Genomic DNA, 16,775 nt, shown 5'->3' on the forward strand with positions numbered 1-16,775 from the left:
CGGCGGCGGAGCCGCCGGCTGTCAGAGGGACCTTCGGTCCCTCGCTACTCGCGGCCGCCCGGGGCGGCCGCTCGGAGGCGCGCGCCGACCGCCCTCTGTTTATAAATGCGAACCCGTCACCCTCCGATCCCTTTTAACCGTGCGAACCGTTCGCACGGTTGATACCATATGGAACTCCGCTGTGAGGGCTGCGCCGGCTGCTGCGTCGACTGGCGGCCGCTCGCGCCGGACGCCGCCGGTTCCGACCGCGCCGGCGACCGCCCTCCCCTCGACGACGCGTACGACCTGGTCCCGCTCACCCGCGACGAGGTCGCCGGCTTCCTCGACGACGGACTCGGCGACGTGCTCGTCCCCCGCCTGTTCGAGCCCGCCGAGCGCGACGAACGCGTCGCCGTCGACGGCACCGAGGTCGCGGCGGCCGGCGACCGCCCCGTGTTCATGCTCGGCCTTCGGAAACCGCCTAAGCCGGTCGCGCCGATCGGCACCGACGAGCTCCGCTGGCTCGACGCGTGCGTCTTCCTCGACCCGACGACGCTCCAGTGCCGGATCCACGACGAGGACCGCTATCCCCGGACCTGCGCGACGTACCCGGGGCAGAACCTCGAACTCGACGCCGAGACCGAGTGCGAGCGCGTCGAGGACGCGGGCGGCGGCGACCGACTCCTCGACGACGAGCCGCCGGCCGACCTCCCCGCGCCCGCGTTCGGCCCGCAGGCGCTCGGAACGACCGTCTTCGCGTACCCGGATCCGGACGGACTCGACGGCGTGATCGACCGGATCCGGAGCGACTCGCTCACCGACGACGACCGGGCCCGGTTCGTCGGGGCCGCCGTCGGCTCCCGTCCCGGATCGCTGTCGGTCGACCGCGACCGCATGGCCGAGGCCCGCGCTCGCGCCCGCGACGCCGACTCGTGGGCGGGGCGCGCGATTGGCGAGTGGACGGACCGCGCCGGCGCCGACGGGGAGCCCGTTCCCTTCGACGCCGACTCGCAAGAGCGGCTGGTCCGCGAACTGGAGGACGACGCCGGCGCCCCCGGAACGCCGGGGTGGGACTGACGGGACCGCTCACCGCCGTCACCCCGCTCGCGCCAGCCGCGTCACCCCACCTCAGCCGCGTCACCCCACCTCAGCCGCGTCATCCCACTTCGCACCACCTTACGTTCTCTCGCGCGCGCACGCGCGTGAGCCTTTTCCCCGTAGAGACCGTACCAGAGACGTGAACGAACGACGACCCACTGACCCCGACGAATCGGTCGAGTACGACCACGTGGACGTCTCCGTCCTCGTCATCGGCGCCGGCGCGGCGGGGGCACGGTCAGCGATCGAGCTCGCCGAGCGCGGGGTCGACGACGTTCTGGTGCTCGGCAAGCGCGGCCACGGCGACGCGCACACGACGTGGGCCCGCGGCGGGATCAACGGCGCGCTCGGCACCCGCGACCCCGAGGACTCGCCGGCGATCCACGCCGCCGACACACTCAACGAGGGCCACTTCCTCAACGACCCGGCGAAGGTCGAGACCGTGACCGAGCAGATGCCCGAGCGCCTCCGCGAACTCGACGAGTGGGGGATGGCGTACTCGCGCACCGAGGACGGCGAGATCGACCAGCGGTTCTTCGGCGCCCAGTCGTTCCGCCGGACGGCGTTCGCCGGCGATCACACCGGCGAGTCGATGCTGAACGCGCTCGTGGACCGGGCCCGGGAGCTCTCCGTCCCGTACCGCGAGAACGTGATGATCACGAAGCTCGTCTCCGACGGCGACGCGGTCTACGGTGCCGTCGGGTTCGACATGGACACCGGCGAGTTCGTCTTGTTCAACGCCGGCACCGTCGTCCTCGCCGCCGGCGGCCACGCGGCGATCTACAACCGCCACACGTCCAGAGACGACGAGAACAACGGCGACGGCGCGGCGCTGGCGTCCGACGCCGGCGCGTCGCTGATGGACATGGAGTTCATGCAGTTCCACCCGACAGGGATGGCCGTCGACGAGGGCGACCCGGAGTGGGCGCCGTGGAGCGGGCGCCTCGTGACCGAGGCGGTCCGCGGCGAGGGCGGCCGCCTGTTCAACAGCGAGGGCGAGCGCTTCATGGAGCGGTACTCCCCCGACCAGATGGAGCTGGACGCCCGCGACGTGGTCGCTCGGGCGATCGCACAGGAGGTCGCCGAGGGACGCGGCACCGAGAACGGCGGCGTCTTCCTCGACATCTCTCATCGCGACGCCGACTTCATCCGCGAGCGTCTCCCGCGGATGTACGAGCGGTTCCACGACCTCGGCGTGGACATGGCCGAAGCGCCCGTCGAGGTGGCGCCCACCTCCCACTACGGGATGGGCGGCGTCGCCGTCGACGACGGCGGAGAGACCGACGTGGACGGCCTCTTCGCCATCGGCGAGACGATGGCGGGCGTTCACGGCGCGAACCGGCTCGGCGGCAACTCGCTGGCCGAGACCGTCGCGTACGGCGTCGTCGCCGGCGAGCGGATCGCCGACCGGGTCGACGGCCCGGGCGAGGTTCCGGACGCCCTCCGCGAGTCGCTCGTCGAACCGCACTTCCGGGACCTGCGCGCGATGGCGGGGAACGAGGGCGACCACGACGTGGACGAGGTGATCGCCGAGCTGCGGGAGCTGATGTGGGACCACGCCGGGATCCTCCGCGACGAGTCGTCCCTCCGTGAGGGGCTCGAGCGACTCGACGCCGTCCGCGAGCGGGCCGCCGACATGCGCGTCGGCCCGGTCACGAGCGAGTCGTTCGAGCTCGCCGTCGACGTCGGGTTCACCCTCGTCGCCGCCGAGGCGGTGCTCCGCGGTGCGCTCGAACGCGAGGAGTCCCGCGGCGCCCACTACCGCACCGATCACCCCGACGTCGACTCCGACTGGCGGCGGAACATCTACATCGACGCCGCCGACGTCGGCGGGATGCGGCTCCGGACCGAACCGGTCGACGAGCCGAGCGAAGCCGTTCAGGCCGCGCTCGACGAGGGTCACGAGCTGGACTACCACCAGCTGGAGTGACGACGCCGGACCGTTCGGGACGGTCCGGTCCCGCTGACCGCGTCGGCCTCCACCCCGCTACGTTTATGTACTGTTTTACCCCGCCTCACCCGCCCCGTTTCCGATACCACACGCGCTCGCCGACCGGCGACTCGTCGTCGTCGACGGCGAGCCGCCCCACGAACAGGTCTCTGACCGCGAGGGTGATCACGAGCTCGACGGTCCTGCCGTCGCCTTCGGACTGCCGCTCGTCGCCCGCCTCCCCCGACGCGACCGGGCGAACCGTCACGACGCAGTGACCGTCGCGCTCGTCGATCGATTCGATCACCCCGACTGACCACCGGTCGACGTGGTGCGACGGCTCTCTGGCGTGGACGCGGTCGTGATTCACCGCGCATTCCCCCCGACGCGTCGCACCGCGAGCGCCCCCTCGCAGGTGCACTCGACCTCGCACTTCGGGCACTCCGCGGCGGACCGCTCGATCGGCTCGCGGTGGACCGTCTCGTAGCCGTGGCGGTCGAACAGCTTCTCCGGGGAGTCGTCGCCGCCGTGGAACCACGAGTCAGCGAGGAACAGGTCGACGCCCCGCCTCGCGCCGATATCGTGCAGCCGTTCGAGGAGCCGACTCCCGATCCCGCGCCCCGTCGCCCCTTCCCGGATGTAGCCCATCTCGAGGTGACCGTACCGGTCGGCTTCGGGGACCAGAGCGGGGTCGTCGAAAAAGTACATCTCCTCGGCGACGGCGGCCGGGTCCTCGAGCTCGCGCAGCGCCATGACTCCGAGGATCGAGTCGCTGCCGCCGTCTGCGGCGTCCGTGTCGGCGCTCCCCACGCCGTCCGACTCGACGTCGGCGTCGACCGTGACCGCGACCAGCACGTGGTAGGTCGGGTCGTCGAGGCCGAGGTCCACGCCGTAGGAGCTCCCCTCGCTGAAGTGCGCGGTGATGAGCGCCTCCAGCTCGTCGGCGTCGTCCGGTCGCGGGTCTCGGATCGCGATCTCGTCCATCCCGATGCGGTACGCTCCCCGTCGACAAGAGTGGCACGCTGACGCGAGCGCAGACCGATCTTACCCGCCCGCTCGCGGCCGCCAGACGCCCTGTCGTCTATCGAGCCACGCGACGACGACGACGTGCGGAAGCGTCATGGCCGCGATGGCGACGAGCGACACGGCGAGCAAGTCTCCGGGCGCGGCGACGCCGGCGGGGACCGACAGCCCGACCGCGGCGACGACGAGGAAGCCGCCGAGGGTGAGCGGCGCGGCGTCGCGCGCGAACCGCCGGAGGGCGCCGAGCAAGTCGCCGTCGCCGAGCGCCGCGGACGCCCGCTCGTCGACGAGGACGAGCCGGCCGACGTGCCGGAGCGCGTGCCAGAGCGCGAAGTACACTCCGACGGCGAACACCGGCGCGGCGAGGAGGAACCACGCCCACAGCACCGCCACCTCGCCCGCGTCGCGGACCCACCCCCGGCGCGAGGCTCCGGCGCGGACGCGCCGGTACCCCAGCACGACCGACAGCGCCGTCGCGGCGATCATGAACCCGCCGACGGCCAGTCGCGTCGCCGGGACGAACAGCGGGTCGACCGCGGCGGTCGCGGCGGCCGCGTCGACGACGAACAGCCCCACGATCCACTCGGCGACCAGCCGGTACTCCCCCGGATGCCCGAGCAGCGGGACGCCCATCGGGAGCCCGCCGCGGACGACGAGGCTCAGCCAGCGCTCGGCCGAGGTCGGGAGGTGGTCGACGCCGGCGACGACGAGCGCCGCGACGTCACCCTGCCCCCAGTGGAGCCACGTGAGCGCGATGAACCCGACGAACGCGGCCACCGGCGCGAGGAAGAACGCCGCGACGACCGCCCCGCCGAGGAGCGCGTACACCGCGGAGACGACGGCGACCGACCGCCGAAGCGACACGTCGGGCGCCGCCCGCAGGGGGACGAGGTGGTCGACCGCGCCGTGGGCCATCCCGACGACGAGCGTCCCCAGCGCGAACGTCGCGACGCCGATCTCGACCGGAAACAGAGGGGTCACGGCGCCGACCGGCAGCAGCGCGGCGAGCGCCAGCGCGGGGTACAGCGCGAACCACCGGTCGACGGCCGATCGGGCTCGGTCGTCGCGCTCGACCGCCGTCGGTTCGCGCCGCGCCGCCGAGCGCGTCGCGGTCTCAGTCATCGACGGGGTCGGCCGACTCGGGGTCCGGTTCGAACGCGCCGGCGGCGGCCTCGGTCGGCCGCCCGCGGCGGTCGTTCCAGTCGAGCACCCACTCGAACAGCACGAGCCCGTTCACGGTCATCACGCCGGCCGAGGCGAAGAAGAGCATCTCCTCGATCGGGAGCCCGAGGACGGCCACGCCGGTCGTGAGCTCGGTCGAGAGCTGCCACGTCCCCATCTCGATCGCGATCCGGTCCGCGACCCAGAAGTACGCGGCCGGGATCAGCGTCGCCGCGAGCCAGACCCGCGGCGTCCGAACCAGGTAGCCGCCGCCGACCGCCCACTGGAGCGCGACGACGGGACCGACCCACGCGATCAGCCCGCCGAGGTAGAGGTACGATTGGTCGAGCGTCACCAGCCACAGCCCGCCCACCACCATCGCGACGCCGGCGACGACGCCGGCCACCCGTGGCAGTCGGTCGAAGTCGCCCTCGCGGAACGTCGGGTCGAACCCGATCAGGTGGAGCGCGAACGCGGTGACGACGGTCTGAATGGTGAAAAAGAGGTACTCGCCGAGCGGGATCGACAGCGCGCGGACGAGCACCGCCCCGTCCGCGTACCACCACGCCCCCTGCCGGATCATGTAGCTGATCCACGGCGTCGTGTACAGGTACGCGATGGCGACGAGGATCGCGATCCCGGCGGTCGCGCGGCGGCGACGGACCGGCTCGTACCGCGGCGCGAGGTACCACAGCGCCGCGACCACGGGGAGGCTGAAGACGAGGTGGAACTGGAGATACGTCAGCGTCGGAAGCATCTACTCACCCCGGCAACGCCGTTCATAACTCCCTGTTCGCTCCGCCCCTTATTAAGGACCTATCCAAACAGTGTGGCCGTGGCGGGTGCGACGACGCTCGGCTCCCGATGGGGTCACGACTCGGGCGACAGCACGCCGTAGCTCTCCAGCACCTTCCCGAGCCGGAACATGGAGGCGACGACGGCGTCACAGACGGGACGCACCGCGTCCTTGGGAACGAACCCGACCGCGAGGCCGGCGACCTCCAGCATCGGGAGGTCGTTCGCGCCGTCGCCGATCGCGACCGTCTCCGCCATCGGGACGCCGAGGTCGTCGGCCAGCTCGGCCAGCGCGTCGTCTTTGGTCCCCTCGATGAGCGGTCCCTCGGCGTCGCCGGTGAGTTTCCCGCCCGCCATCGGGAGGCGGTTGGCGACGATCGTGTCGGCCTCCACGCCTTCCGTCGCGAGCGCGCGCTCCACGCCGCGTTCGAACCCGCCCGTGAGCACCGCGACGTGGTGGCCGTCGGCCTGCAACCGGGCGATCAGCTCCCCGGCGCCGGACCGCAGCGTCACCTCGTCGAACGCGGCCGCGACCGCGTCCTCGTCGAGCCCGTCGAGCAGCTCCGCCCGCCGGTAGAGGCTCTCGGCGTAGCTGAGCTCGTCGTTCATCGCCCGCTCCGTGATCTCGGCCACCTCGTCGGCGACGCCCGCGCGCCGGGCGAGCAGGACCGTCATCTCGGAGTCGGAGAGCGTGCCGTCGAAGTCGAACGCGATGAGACTCATGGATCCCGTTCGGCGCGGAGCCATTTTTAAATACCCGATCGCGCACCGACGGCGCCCCTCGGTGGCCTTTTTGCCCGTCGCGACCGTCGACTCACCTATGGACAGACCGGACGCGGACCGCGCCGACCTCGACGTCGACGACCTCCTGAAGGTGATCTTGGGGCTTGCTATCGTGTGGCTTCTCCTGGAGATCCTCGGGACGGTGCTGGACCTGACGTTCGCGCTGATCGAGGCGCTCCCGACGCTGATCGTCGTCGCGATCGTCGTCCTGATCGCCTTACGGCTCACCGATCGGATCTGAGACGTGTTCAGCCTCAACGTCCCGCTCCCGCCCGCTGTCGACCACCTCGCGGCCGATCTCCACCCGAAACTGTCGGGGTTCGACCGCGTGCGAGACCGGCACACTCTGGTCTGCAAGCGGCTCGGGGTCGAGGACGTTCCGGACCGCGTCGCGGGCGGCGGTCGGTCCGGTCGCGCGGGGTCACCCGACGACGCTCCCGGCGGCGACCCGATCGTCCTCAAGGAGGACGCGATCGCGGCGCTGCGCGAGGACCTCCGGCCCCTCCTCTCGGGTACCGACCCGTTCGACGTCGCGGTGACCGGGGTCGACGTCTTCGACGCCCCGGCCTCCGGCTCGCGGCCCGTCGTGTATCTCGCCGTCGAGAGCGACGGGCTCGTCCGGATTCACCGCCGGCTCTGCGCCGCCTACGGCGCGGTCGAGGGGATCGAGGGCGACGACTTCGTCCCGCACGTCACCCTGGCTCGCGGCGGGAACCCCGAGCCGGGGACCGTGGCGGACCTCGTCGCCACCGAGTTCGACCCGATCCGGTGGCGGGTCCACGCGCTCGACCTGTATGATCCGGAGTTTCGCGAGGTCGCCGCGACTATCGATTTATAAGTGGTTGCGAGCGGATCGACGGTGAAGGCGTCCAACGCCCCAGCCGCTCGGCGATACGCTGTCGACTGGGCTTCGACGGTGACCACCTCCAAAGCCCCCACGTCGACCGCATCTCACGCCTCCCCAGCCTCGTCGCTGGCGCGGAACGCGCCAGCGACTCCCTCGCACGCGCTCCTCACGCCCTGCGGGCGTTCGGAGGCGCGCAGGGCGAGAGCGAAGCTCTCGCTTGCAGCCGGCGCGTAGCGCCGGCGACGCCACCGCTATCGATTTATAAGTAGCACGTCGCCGTCGGCGGTCATTCTCGGCCGTCGTTCACGTCGTTCTCGCCGTTCGCGCCGTCGCTCCCGCTCGGCTCGTTGACCGCGTGGTGGGGGCCGACGGGGCCGTGCGTCGGGCAGATCCCGGCGATCGGGGTCGCGTAGAGGCAACAGGCGCGCTGGTGGCTCGCGACGGCGCCGCGGACGAGAGGCTCGCCGCAGCGGCGGCAGTACTCGGTCCCGTCGTCAGGCATCCCTCACCGCTCGCGGATCCGCATCGGGACCGGGTGATTCGGGTGCATCGTCAGCGACCCGCGCAGCGAGAGCTCGGGCCCCTCGTAGTCGAGGTCGTACTGCGAACAGACCTCCGCGAGGATCAGCTTCGCCTCCAGCAGCGAGAACGCCTTGCCGATGCAATGGCGCGGACCGGCGCCGAACGGGAAGTAGGCGAACCGGGGGCGCCGGCTCCGACGCTCGGGCGTCCAGCGGTCCGGATCGAACGTCTCGGGGTCGTCGTACCAACGCGAGGACCGGTGGATCACCCACTGCGACAGCATCAGCGCGGAGCCCTCGGGGATCCGATACCCCCCCAGTTTCACGTCGAGCTTCGGCTCGCGGAACATGGTGTAGACGGGCGGGTACAGCCGCATCGACTCGGTGAGCACGCGGTCCGTGAATTTCATCTCGCGCGCGTCGGCGGCGGTCGGGGCGCCGTCCGCCACAGCGGCTTCGGCCTCCGCGGCCACGCGCTCCCGCGCCTCGGGGTGCTTCGAGAGCAGGTAGAAGGTGTACGTCAGCGCGAGCGCGGTCGTGTCGTGACCCGCCAGCAGCATCGTCACCAGCTCGTCGCGCAGGTTCTCGTCCGTCTGCTCGCCCCGGTCGCGGGCGCGCAGCAGGACGGAGAGCAGGTCCATCGGCAGGTCGCCGTTCCCGTCGCCGGGGGGACCGCGAACCGCGACGCCCTCGGGCCCGGCCGGGTCGACGCTCGGGTCGCGCTCGGTCCCGCGCCGGCGCTCGACGATCCCGTCGATCACGGACTCGAGGGTGTCGATAGCGGCGTCGAACTCGCGGTTCTCACGGGTCGGGACCCAGTTCGGGATCAGGAAGCGGCGCGGGTCGGGCTCGAACCGAGCGCCGAGCGGCTCCAGCTCCTCCTGGACCGTCTTCACCTCCTCGTCGGTGATATCGGCGCCGAACATCGCCGAGACGATTATCTTGACGGTGAGGCGGGCGACCTCCAGCTGCACGTCGACGATCTCGCCGTCGTTCCAGTCCGCGATCTGGGACCGCGTGTGTTCGACCATCGTCCCCGCGAGCGCTCCGATCCGGCGGTTGTGGAACGAGGGGCTCGCGAGCTTCCGCTGGCGCTCCCACGTCTCTCCCTCGCTCATGAGGAGGCCGTCCCCGAGCAGCGTGTCGATGGCGTCGTCGCCGAACTGCGGCTTCCGGTAGCGCTCGGCGTCGGAGACGAGGACGCGCTCGATATCGGCGGGGTTCGTCAGGAGGTACGTCTCGCGCGGGCCGAGGTCGAAACGGACGACGTCGCCGTAGCTGTCGGCGCAGGCGTGCATGAACGAGAACGGATCGTCGGCGTACTGGCGACCGTTGCCGAAGAAGGGGTCGCCCATGGGTCCGGGCGGCGTGGCGGACATACCAGAAACAGGGCCTCGGTGGGGTTAAACGTTCGGCGGCGGCCGACGAGACGCACCGCGGGGACGGCCGATCGAAGCGCGGCGTTCGGCCTACTCTCGGGCGTCCAGCCGCTCGACGCGCGCGATCAGTTCGTCGACGGCGACCTCCTGATCGTCGGTCGCCTCGACGATGCGGTGGGTCGCCGCCTCGGTGCGGTCGGAGCGCTCCCGCACCGCCTCCAGCGACGAGGTGAGCTCCTCGACGGTCGCCGCCTGGTCGTCGGTCGTCCGAGCGACCTCGGCGACGCCGGCGGCCGCTTCGTCGACCGCGTCGGCGATCTCCGCCAGGGAGTCGAGGACGGTCTCGATCTCGGTGCCGGCGTCCTCGATCCGATCGTGCGAGCGCTCGACGGCGGCGCTCGTCTCGTCCGACTGCGCCTGGAGTTCGGCCAGGCTCTCCGTGATCTCCTCGGTGTAGCCGCGGGTCTCGTCGGCGAGCTTCTTCACCTCCTCGGCGACGACCGCGAAGCCGTCCCCGCCCTCCCCGGCGCGGGCGGCCTCGATGTTGGCGTTGAGCGCGAGCAGGTTCGTCTGCTCGGCGACGTCCGAGATGACCTCGATCACCTCTTCGATGTCGTCCATGCGCTCCGAGAGCGCCCCCACGCTCTCGACGAGCTCGTCCCCGATCTCGACGACGTCCTCCGTCGCCTCGCGGGCGTCCTCGCTGGCGTCGAGCCCCTCGTCGGCGGCCTCGCTGGCGGCGACCGCGGCCGAGTCGACCTGGTCCGCCGTGGCGGCGACCTCCTCCATCCCGGCCGAGAACGACTGCATCTCGGAGACGCTCTCCTCTAACAGCTCGTTCTGCTCGTCGACGTTCTCGGCGATGTCGGCGGCGGCGCCGCTCGCCTCCTGGACCGTCCGGTCGATCTGTCGCGCCTGCTCGTGGACGCTCTCGGAGAGGTCCTGGAGGTTCTCGGCCATCTCGTTGACGACGCCGATGACGGCCAACAGGTCGTCGTCGAGGATCTCGCACTCCTCGTGGCAGACGGCGCGTGCGTCGAGGTTTCCCTCGCCGATCTCCTCGGCCGTCGCGCGGATCTCGGAGACCAGTTCCGTCGTCGCGTCGCGCTCGTCGACGTTCTCCGTGCGGTCGATGACGACCTCGGTGACGCCGATCACCTCGTCGCCGTCGTACAACGGGGTCGCCGTGAACTCGATGTGCTTCTCGTCGCCGTGCCGGTCCACCATCGTGCTGGTGTCGCGGTAGCGGTGCCGAGCCGAGTCGCAGCGCTCGACGCCGTAGGCCTCGTCGGCGGTCTCCGGCGCGTCGAGCACCTTGTCGGCGAGGGTGTCCGCCCGTCGGCCGTCGGGGTAGAACAGCTCCGAGACGTGGCCGTGGCCGACGGCGTCCTCGCGCTCGCTCCCGGTGAGCGACGCGATGGACTCGTTCCACTCGGCGACGTTCCCCTCGGCGTCCAGGATGAACGTCGGGACGCTCGTCGCGTCGAACACCTGCTCGAAGCCCGCCCTGGCCAGCGTTTCGGCGCGGTCGACGCCCCGGGCTTCGGCGATCGTGTACGCTTCGCCCCCGCCTCCGACCCCTCCCGGAGTCGACCCCCCGTCACCGGTCGAGTCGTCGACGACGACGCCCCCGTCCGGGACCGACCGCGAGTTCCGATCCCGCCCGAACACGCGCCGGAAGAGCCCTCGAAGTCCCGTCATGTCTACGTGGCCCTCCCCAAAGCACCCGGATAAACGGTTTCCCCCGATTCTCGAAACTGATACCAAGTCCGTTGGACGGCCGACAGGATCGCCGCCGGCTACGCTGACCTCTTCCTTCGCTGCGCAGCTCGCAACACCCCCGCCCGTAGCGTTCAAACGCGTTCGGCGGCTACTCCCGGTCGATGGACGCCGACGCCGTGCGCGAGCGGGCCGCAGACCTCCCGACCGAGCCCGGCGTGTACCAGTTCCGGGCGGGAGAGACCACGCTGTACGTCGGCAAGGCGGTCGACCTGCGCGACCGGGTGCGGTCGTACGCGGACCCGCGATCGGGGCGCATTCGGGGGATGGTCGCGCGGGCCGACCGGATCGAGTTCGCGGTCACTGATACCGAGACGCAGGCGCTGCTGTTGGAGGCGAACCTCATAAAGCGGCTGCAGCCCCGGTTCAACGTCCGGCTGAAGGACGACAAGTCGTACCCGCTGATCGCGCTCACCGACCACCCGATCCCCCGGATCGAGGTCACCCGCGACCCGGAGGAGGGCGCGGTCGCGTACGGGCCGTTCACGGACAAGGGCCGCGTCGAGACCGTGGTGAAGGCGGTCCGCGACGAGTACCTGCTCCGCGGCTGCTCGGACCACAAGTACGCGAACCGCGACCGCCCCTGCCTCGACTACGAGATGGGGATCTGCTCGGCCCCCTGCACCGGCGAGATCGACCCCGAGAGCTACGCCGAGGACGTGGCCGCCGTCCACCGGTTCTTGGAGGGCGAGACGGGCGTCCTCGCCGACCCCCTGCGCCGGCGGATGGAGGCCGCCGCCGAGCGCGCGGAGTTCGAGCGCGCCGCCAACCTCCGGGACCGGCTCGAAGCGGTCGAGGCGTTCCACGGCGAGGGCGGCGAAGCCGTGAGCGACCGGTCCGACGACCGCACCGTCGACGTGCTCGCGGCCGCCGTCGAGGGCGACGTCGCCCGCGTCGCACGGCTCCACAGCGAGCGCGGGCAGCTGGTCGACCGGAGCCGCCACCGGTTGGACGCGGCGGCGGTGGGAGACGACGCCGAGGGAGCGGAAGCGACCGTCGCCGACGCCCCCGCCGACCCCGACGCCAACACCCCTGCCGCGGTGCTGTCGGCGTTCCTCACGCAGTACTACGCCGAACGCGAGTTCCCGGACGCGGTCCTCTTGGCGGAGCGCCCGTCGGACCCGGACGTGGTCGACTGGCTGGAGGCCGAAGGCGTCGCGGTGCGGGTGCCCGGCGCGGGCCGCGAGGCGAAGCTCGTCGAGCTCGCCCTCAAGAACGCCCGCAAGCGCGGGGGGCGCGACGACCCCGTCGGCGCGCTCGGCGAGCGGCTCGGGATCGACCGGCCCGCCCGGATCGAGGGGTTCGACGTGAGCCACGCGCAGGGCACCGCGGTGGTCGGCTCGGACGTCTGCTTCGTCGACGGGAGCGCGGAGACGGCCGACTACCGCCGGAAGAAGCTCACCGACCGCAACGACGACTACGCGAACATGCGCGAGCTGATCCGGTGGCGCGCCGAGCGCGCGGTCTCCGGCCGGGACGACCGCCCCGACCCCGACCTCCTGCTCATCGACGGCGGCGACGGGCAGCTCGGCGCCGCCCGCGACGCGCTCGCGGAGACCGGCTGGGACGTGCCCGTCGTCGCGCTCGCGAAGGCCGAGGAGCTGGTCGTCACCCCGACCGGCACCCGCCGGTGGCCCGACGACGCCCCCGAACTGCACCTGCTCCAGCGGGTCCGCGACGAGGCGCACCGCTTCGCGGTGTCGTACCACCAGACCGTCCGCGACGAGGTCAGGACGGTCCTCGACGACGTGCCCGGCGTCGGTCCTCAGACGCGCCGCCGACTCCTCCGCAGATTCGGGTCGGTCGAGAGCGTGCGCGAGGCCTCGCCCGAGGACCTCACCGACGTCGACGGCGTCGGCGACGCGACCGCCCGGACCCTCCGCGAGCGCTTGTAAACAGACCGGCCGGCGGGCAGCGAGGGCGTATCGATAGACGATTCGACCCCGCTGACTCGAGCGACGCCGCGGGCGTGAACGCCGCGATTTCTCTCGTCCCGTAGTTTAACGTCGGGCGTACCCGAACCTCCGGGCAATGGTCGACCCCGTAGCCGATCCGCTCGCCGAGGTTCTCTTACATCTCCTCGTCGGTGTGGGGCTCGGCGCACTCATCGGATTGGAACGGGAGCAGAGCGAGTCGGGCGGGATGTTCGCCGGGAGCCGCACCTTCCCCCTGTTCGCGCTCTACGGCGGGCTCGTCTCGGAGTTCTTCCCGAGGATGCTTCCGCTTGCCATCGGCGCGCTCGTCGTCCCGCTCACCGTCGCGTACGCCGGAAAAATCAGGTTCGAAGAGGACATCGGTCTGACGACGGTGATGGCTGCCCTCCTCACCGCGATACTGGGGGCGATCGCGATGCACTCCGACACCGGTGCGATCGTCGCGATCGTCGTCGGCGGGACCGTCACGGTGCTCCTCTCGATCAAGGACCCGATCCACGAGTTCGCCGAGAACATCGAAGAGACCGAGCGCCTGGCCTCGGCGAAGTTCATCCTCGTCGTCCTCGTCGTTCTCCCCACCCTTCCGAACCGCCCGTTAGACGCCCTCTACGGGCTCAACCCGCGGTTTATCTGGTTGATGGTCGTCTTCGTCACCGGGCTCGGGTTCGTCGCGTACGTGCTCGCGCAGTTCCTCGATCCCGAACAGGGCATCGCGGTGACCGGCGTCATCGGCGGGTTCGTCTCCTCGACGGCGACGACGGTTTCGATGGCGGAGAAGACGACGCAAAACGAGACGCTGTATCACATCTGCGCGTTCGCGGTCGTCATCGCGTCCATCGTGATGTTCCCCCGAGCGCTCATCGAGGTCGCGGTCGTCAATCCGGAGCTCCTCCCGAGCGTCGCCGTTCCGCTGGGAGCCATGACCGTCGTCGGGACCGTTGCCGCCGGAGCGCTGTACTGGCGCACGACGTCCGACGAGACGGTCGAACCCGACGAGCTGAGCAATCCGTTTCGACTCCGGCCGGCGCTCCTGTTCGGGGTGGTCTTCGCGCTCGTGCTCCTCGTCTCCGAACACGCGCACGAGTGGTTCGGCACGTCGGGCGTGTACGCCACGGCGTTCCTCTCGGGGCTGGCAGACGTCGACGCGATGACGATCACGCTGAGCAGGCTCGCTGCCGAGGGGACGATTTCGACGCAGGTCGCGACCACGGGAATCGTCATCGCGGCCATCGCGAACACGCTGGTCAAGGCCGCACTGGCGTGGCTCCTGGGCACCTATCGCCTCGGACGACTCGTCTCCATCGTCCTGGGCGTCGTCGTCGCGAGCGGCCTCGTTCTCCTCGTGATATAGGCTTCCGCCGTCGCGCGTCGTGACTCGCGCTCCCGCGACGCGCTGTGCCTCTTCCGCGTTCGGCCGGCACCTTCGAGGGGTTCCCCGAACAACCCCCCCGCTTCCGGTGGAGCCGCCGACTGACCCCACGCGCATTTATAATCGACCTCGACCAACTTCGGACCCGTCTATGCGCGCGTTCTTCGCCGTCGGCCTGCCGGACGACCTCGCGGCGCCCGTCGCGGAGGCACAGGCCGCGTTCGAGGGCGCCGACGGACTCCGGTTCGTCGACCCCGAACAGGCGCACGTGACGCTGACGTTCCTCGGCGAGGTCGACGACGCGGACGCCGGCGACGCCGACGCCGAGAGCGACGCCCCCGCTCTCGACGACGTGACCGCCGCCGGCGAGCGCGCGGTCGCGGACGCCGACGCGGATCCCTTCGAGTGCTCCGTGGAGGGATTCGGCGTCTTCCCGAGCCTCGACTACGTCTCGGTCGTGTGGGCCGGAATCGGCGACGGGAGCGCGGAACTGACCGCGCTCCACGGGGCGCTGGAGGCGGAGGCGACCGCGCTCGGCGTCGACCCCGCGGACCACGCGTTCACCCCGCACGTCACGCTCGCCCGGATGGACGACGCTCGCGGGAAGGACCTGGTCCAAGAGGTCGTCCGGAACCGCGATCCCGAGATCGGTCGGTTCGAGGTCGAGGCGGTCCGGCTCGTCTCGTCGACGCTGACGAGCGACGGCCCGACGTACGAGACCGTCGCGTCGTTCGAGCTGTGAGGCGGGAGGGGGTCGACGCGCTCGCCGGATCGGCGCGCTCGCCGGATCGGCGCGCTCGCCGGATCGACGCCTTCACTCCGTCCTCTCGGATCCCCCCCGATCCCCGCCGTCGTCGCGCTCGGCGTCGTCCCCGTCCCCCGAGCTCCGCCGTTCTCCGGGGTGTTCGACCCGCACCCGCGTCACCCGCGTCGGAGTCGCCCCGGTGACGGTGAGCGACACGTCCCCGAGGACGACGCGGTCGCCCTCGGCCGCGACCCGGCCCATCCGCTGGGAGATCAGCCCCGCCACCGTCTCGACGCCCCCGCCGACCGGGAGGTCCAGCCCGAGGGTCTCGTTGAGGTGCGCGACCGTGGTCCACCCGCGGACGACCGCCGCGTCGGGCGCGACCACGTCGACGTGGTCGACCTCCCACCGGCCGACCAGTTCGCCGACGATCTCCTCGACGACGTCCGCCAGCGTGACGATCCCGACGACCGCGCCGAACTCGTCGACGACGACCGCCAGCCGTCGCCCGGACGACCGCAGCTCGGCGAACAGCTCGTCGACGGGCTGGGTCTCCGGGACGAACGTCGGCTCGCGGAGGGCGCTCGAAAGCGGCTCGCCACGCTCGTGGGCGCCGATGGCGTCGCGCACGTCGACGGTCCCGACCACATCGTCTCGGTTCTCGCCGTACACCGGCATCCGGGTGACGCCCTCCCGGCCGGCGGTCGAGAGCACGTCGGCCGGGGTCGCGGTGTCCGGCAGCGCCACCATGTCGGTGCGGGGGACCATCACCGCGGAGACGCGCGTGGACTCCAGGTCGAGGACCCCGCGGATCATCGCTCCCTCCTCGGGATCGATCGCGCCCGCGGCCTGCCCCGAGAGCACGAGCGTCTCGATCTCCTCGCGGGTGAGGTACGACTCGATGTCGGACTCCCCGCCGGTGAAGCGGTTGACGACGCCCGAGAGCGCCTCGAAGACGTACAGTACCGGGCGGATGACCCGCTGGATCGCGACCACCGGGCGGGAGACGCGGAGCGCGTGCGTCTCGGCGTTCGCGACCGCGTAGGACTTCGGCGCGATCTCCCCGAAGACGATGACGAAAACGGAGGTGACGAGCGTCGACCCGGTCGCGGCCTGCCCTCCGGAGAAGCCGAACCGGACGAACACGGCGGTCGCGACCGAGGCGGCCGCGATGTTGGCCACGTTGTTGCTCACCAACGCCGTGACCAGGAAGCGGTGCGAGTCCTCGCGGAGCGCCGAGAGCGCCCGCGCGCCGGGCACGTCGGCGGCGAGCAGCGAGTCGATCCGGTGGCTCGGCACCGAGAAGACGGCCAGCTCCGAGCTGGAGAAGAAGGCACTGATCCCCGTCAGCACGAGGATCGCGGCCACGCCGGCGAACGCGATCGTAATGTCCATACGCGCCCGTGCGGCCGAATATAAAAGGGAGTACCGC

At 71.3% G+C, this 16,775-nt stretch carries 16 protein-coding genes; 7 read left to right on the forward strand and 9 right to left on the reverse strand.

The window, feature by feature from the left end; genetic code table 11:
* Nucleotides 1-168 precede the first annotated feature (168 nt).
* Together R6U01_RS01820 and R6U01_RS01825 are read left to right on the forward strand one after the other, a co-directional pair.
* Nucleotides 169-1,056: a YkgJ family cysteine cluster protein gene (locus R6U01_RS01820; protein WP_410284752.1), complete on the forward strand. Its 888-nt coding sequence runs from the start codon at nt 169-171 to the stop codon at nt 1,054-1,056.
* A gap of 160 nt (nt 1,057-1,216) precedes the next feature.
* Nucleotides 1,217-3,007: an L-aspartate oxidase gene (locus tag R6U01_RS01825; RefSeq protein WP_410284753.1), complete on the forward strand. Its 1,791-nt coding sequence runs from the start codon at nt 1,217-1,219 to the stop codon at nt 3,005-3,007.
* Between the two features lie 85 nt (nt 3,008-3,092).
* On the opposite strand, the gene R6U01_RS01830 is transcribed toward R6U01_RS01825, so the two are convergent.
* From R6U01_RS01830 to serB, 5 genes are all read right to left on the reverse strand, one after another.
* The gene (locus R6U01_RS01830; protein WP_410284754.1) at nt 3,093-3,377 is read right to left on the reverse strand and encodes a hypothetical protein; all 285 of its coding nucleotides are present in this window, start codon (nt 3,375-3,377) and stop codon (nt 3,093-3,095) included.
* On the reverse strand, nt 3,374-3,991 hold the full coding sequence (locus R6U01_RS01835) for an N-acetyltransferase (protein ID WP_410284755.1): 618 nt from the start codon (nt 3,989-3,991) through the stop codon (nt 3,374-3,376). The genes R6U01_RS01830 and R6U01_RS01835 overlap by 4 nt, the downstream gene beginning before the upstream one ends.
* A 60-nt stretch (nt 3,992-4,051) precedes the next feature.
* The gene (locus tag R6U01_RS01840; RefSeq protein WP_410284756.1) at nt 4,052-5,152 is read right to left on the reverse strand and encodes a Brp/Blh family beta-carotene 15,15'-dioxygenase; all 1,101 of its coding nucleotides are present in this window, start codon (nt 5,150-5,152) and stop codon (nt 4,052-4,054) included.
* On the reverse strand, nt 5,145-5,948 hold the full coding sequence (locus R6U01_RS01845) for a lycopene cyclase domain-containing protein (RefSeq protein ID WP_410284757.1): 804 nt from the start codon (nt 5,946-5,948) through the stop codon (nt 5,145-5,147). Before R6U01_RS01845 ends, R6U01_RS01840 begins: the two co-directional genes overlap by 8 nt.
* A gap of 113 nt (nt 5,949-6,061) precedes the next feature.
* Nucleotides 6,062-6,709, reverse strand: coding sequence for a phosphoserine phosphatase SerB (serB, locus tag R6U01_RS01850; RefSeq protein ID WP_410284758.1), 648 nt, complete (start codon nt 6,707-6,709; stop codon nt 6,062-6,064).
* Nucleotides 6,710-6,806: 97 nt separating this feature from the next.
* On the opposite strand from serB, the gene R6U01_RS01855 reads away from it, so the two are divergent.
* Together R6U01_RS01855 and R6U01_RS01860 are read left to right on the forward strand one after the other, a co-directional pair.
* Complete coding sequence (locus tag R6U01_RS01855) at nt 6,807-7,010, forward strand: hypothetical protein (protein WP_410284759.1); 204 nt, start codon at nt 6,807-6,809, stop codon at nt 7,008-7,010.
* 3 nt (nt 7,011-7,013) lie between these two features.
* Nucleotides 7,014-7,607, forward strand: a complete 594-nt coding sequence (locus R6U01_RS01860; protein ID WP_410284760.1) for a 2'-5' RNA ligase family protein — start codon at nt 7,014-7,016, stop codon at nt 7,605-7,607.
* Nucleotides 7,608-7,902: 295 nt separating this feature from the next.
* Here the strand turns inward: R6U01_RS01860 and R6U01_RS01865 are convergent, their stop codons facing one another.
* The 3 genes from R6U01_RS01865 to R6U01_RS01875 form a co-directional block, all read right to left on the reverse strand.
* Nucleotides 7,903-8,118: a hypothetical protein gene (locus R6U01_RS01865; protein ID WP_410284761.1), complete on the reverse strand. Its 216-nt coding sequence runs from the start codon at nt 8,116-8,118 to the stop codon at nt 7,903-7,905.
* A gap of 3 nt (nt 8,119-8,121) precedes the next feature.
* On the reverse strand, nt 8,122-9,516 hold the full coding sequence (locus tag R6U01_RS01870; protein ID WP_410284762.1) for a cytochrome P450: 1,395 nt from the start codon (nt 9,514-9,516) through the stop codon (nt 8,122-8,124).
* 90 nt (nt 9,517-9,606) lie between these two features.
* Complete coding sequence (locus tag R6U01_RS01875) at nt 9,607-11,217, reverse strand: methyl-accepting chemotaxis protein (protein WP_410284763.1); 1,611 nt, start codon at nt 11,215-11,217, stop codon at nt 9,607-9,609.
* 182 nt (nt 11,218-11,399) lie between these two features.
* Between R6U01_RS01875 and R6U01_RS01880 the strand changes: the two genes are divergently transcribed.
* From R6U01_RS01880 to thpR, 3 genes are all read left to right on the forward strand, one after another.
* The gene (locus R6U01_RS01880) at nt 11,400-13,190 is read left to right on the forward strand and encodes an excinuclease ABC subunit C (RefSeq protein ID WP_410284764.1); all 1,791 of its coding nucleotides are present in this window, start codon (nt 11,400-11,402) and stop codon (nt 13,188-13,190) included.
* A gap of 136 nt (nt 13,191-13,326) precedes the next feature.
* Nucleotides 13,327-14,580 (forward strand): MgtC/SapB family protein, encoded by a 1,254-nt coding sequence (locus tag R6U01_RS01885; RefSeq protein WP_410284765.1) that lies wholly within the window; start codon nt 13,327-13,329, stop codon nt 14,578-14,580.
* 169 nt (nt 14,581-14,749) lie between these two features.
* Nucleotides 14,750-15,340 carry an RNA 2',3'-cyclic phosphodiesterase gene (gene thpR / locus R6U01_RS01890; RefSeq protein WP_410284766.1) on the forward strand — a complete coding sequence of 197 codons (591 nt, stop codon included), beginning with the start codon at nt 14,750-14,752 and terminating at the stop codon, nt 15,338-15,340.
* Nucleotides 15,341-15,412: 72 nt separating this feature from the next.
* Here thpR and R6U01_RS01895 read toward each other — a convergent pair whose 3' ends face one another.
* Nucleotides 15,413-16,738, reverse strand: coding sequence for a hemolysin family protein (locus tag R6U01_RS01895; RefSeq protein WP_410284767.1), 1,326 nt, complete (start codon nt 16,736-16,738; stop codon nt 15,413-15,415).
* Nucleotides 16,739-16,775: the final 37 nt, after the last annotated feature.

Source organism: Halorubrum sp., assembly GCF_046498025.1.
Classification (GTDB): domain Archaea; phylum Halobacteriota; class Halobacteria; order Halobacteriales; family Haloferacaceae; genus Halorubrum.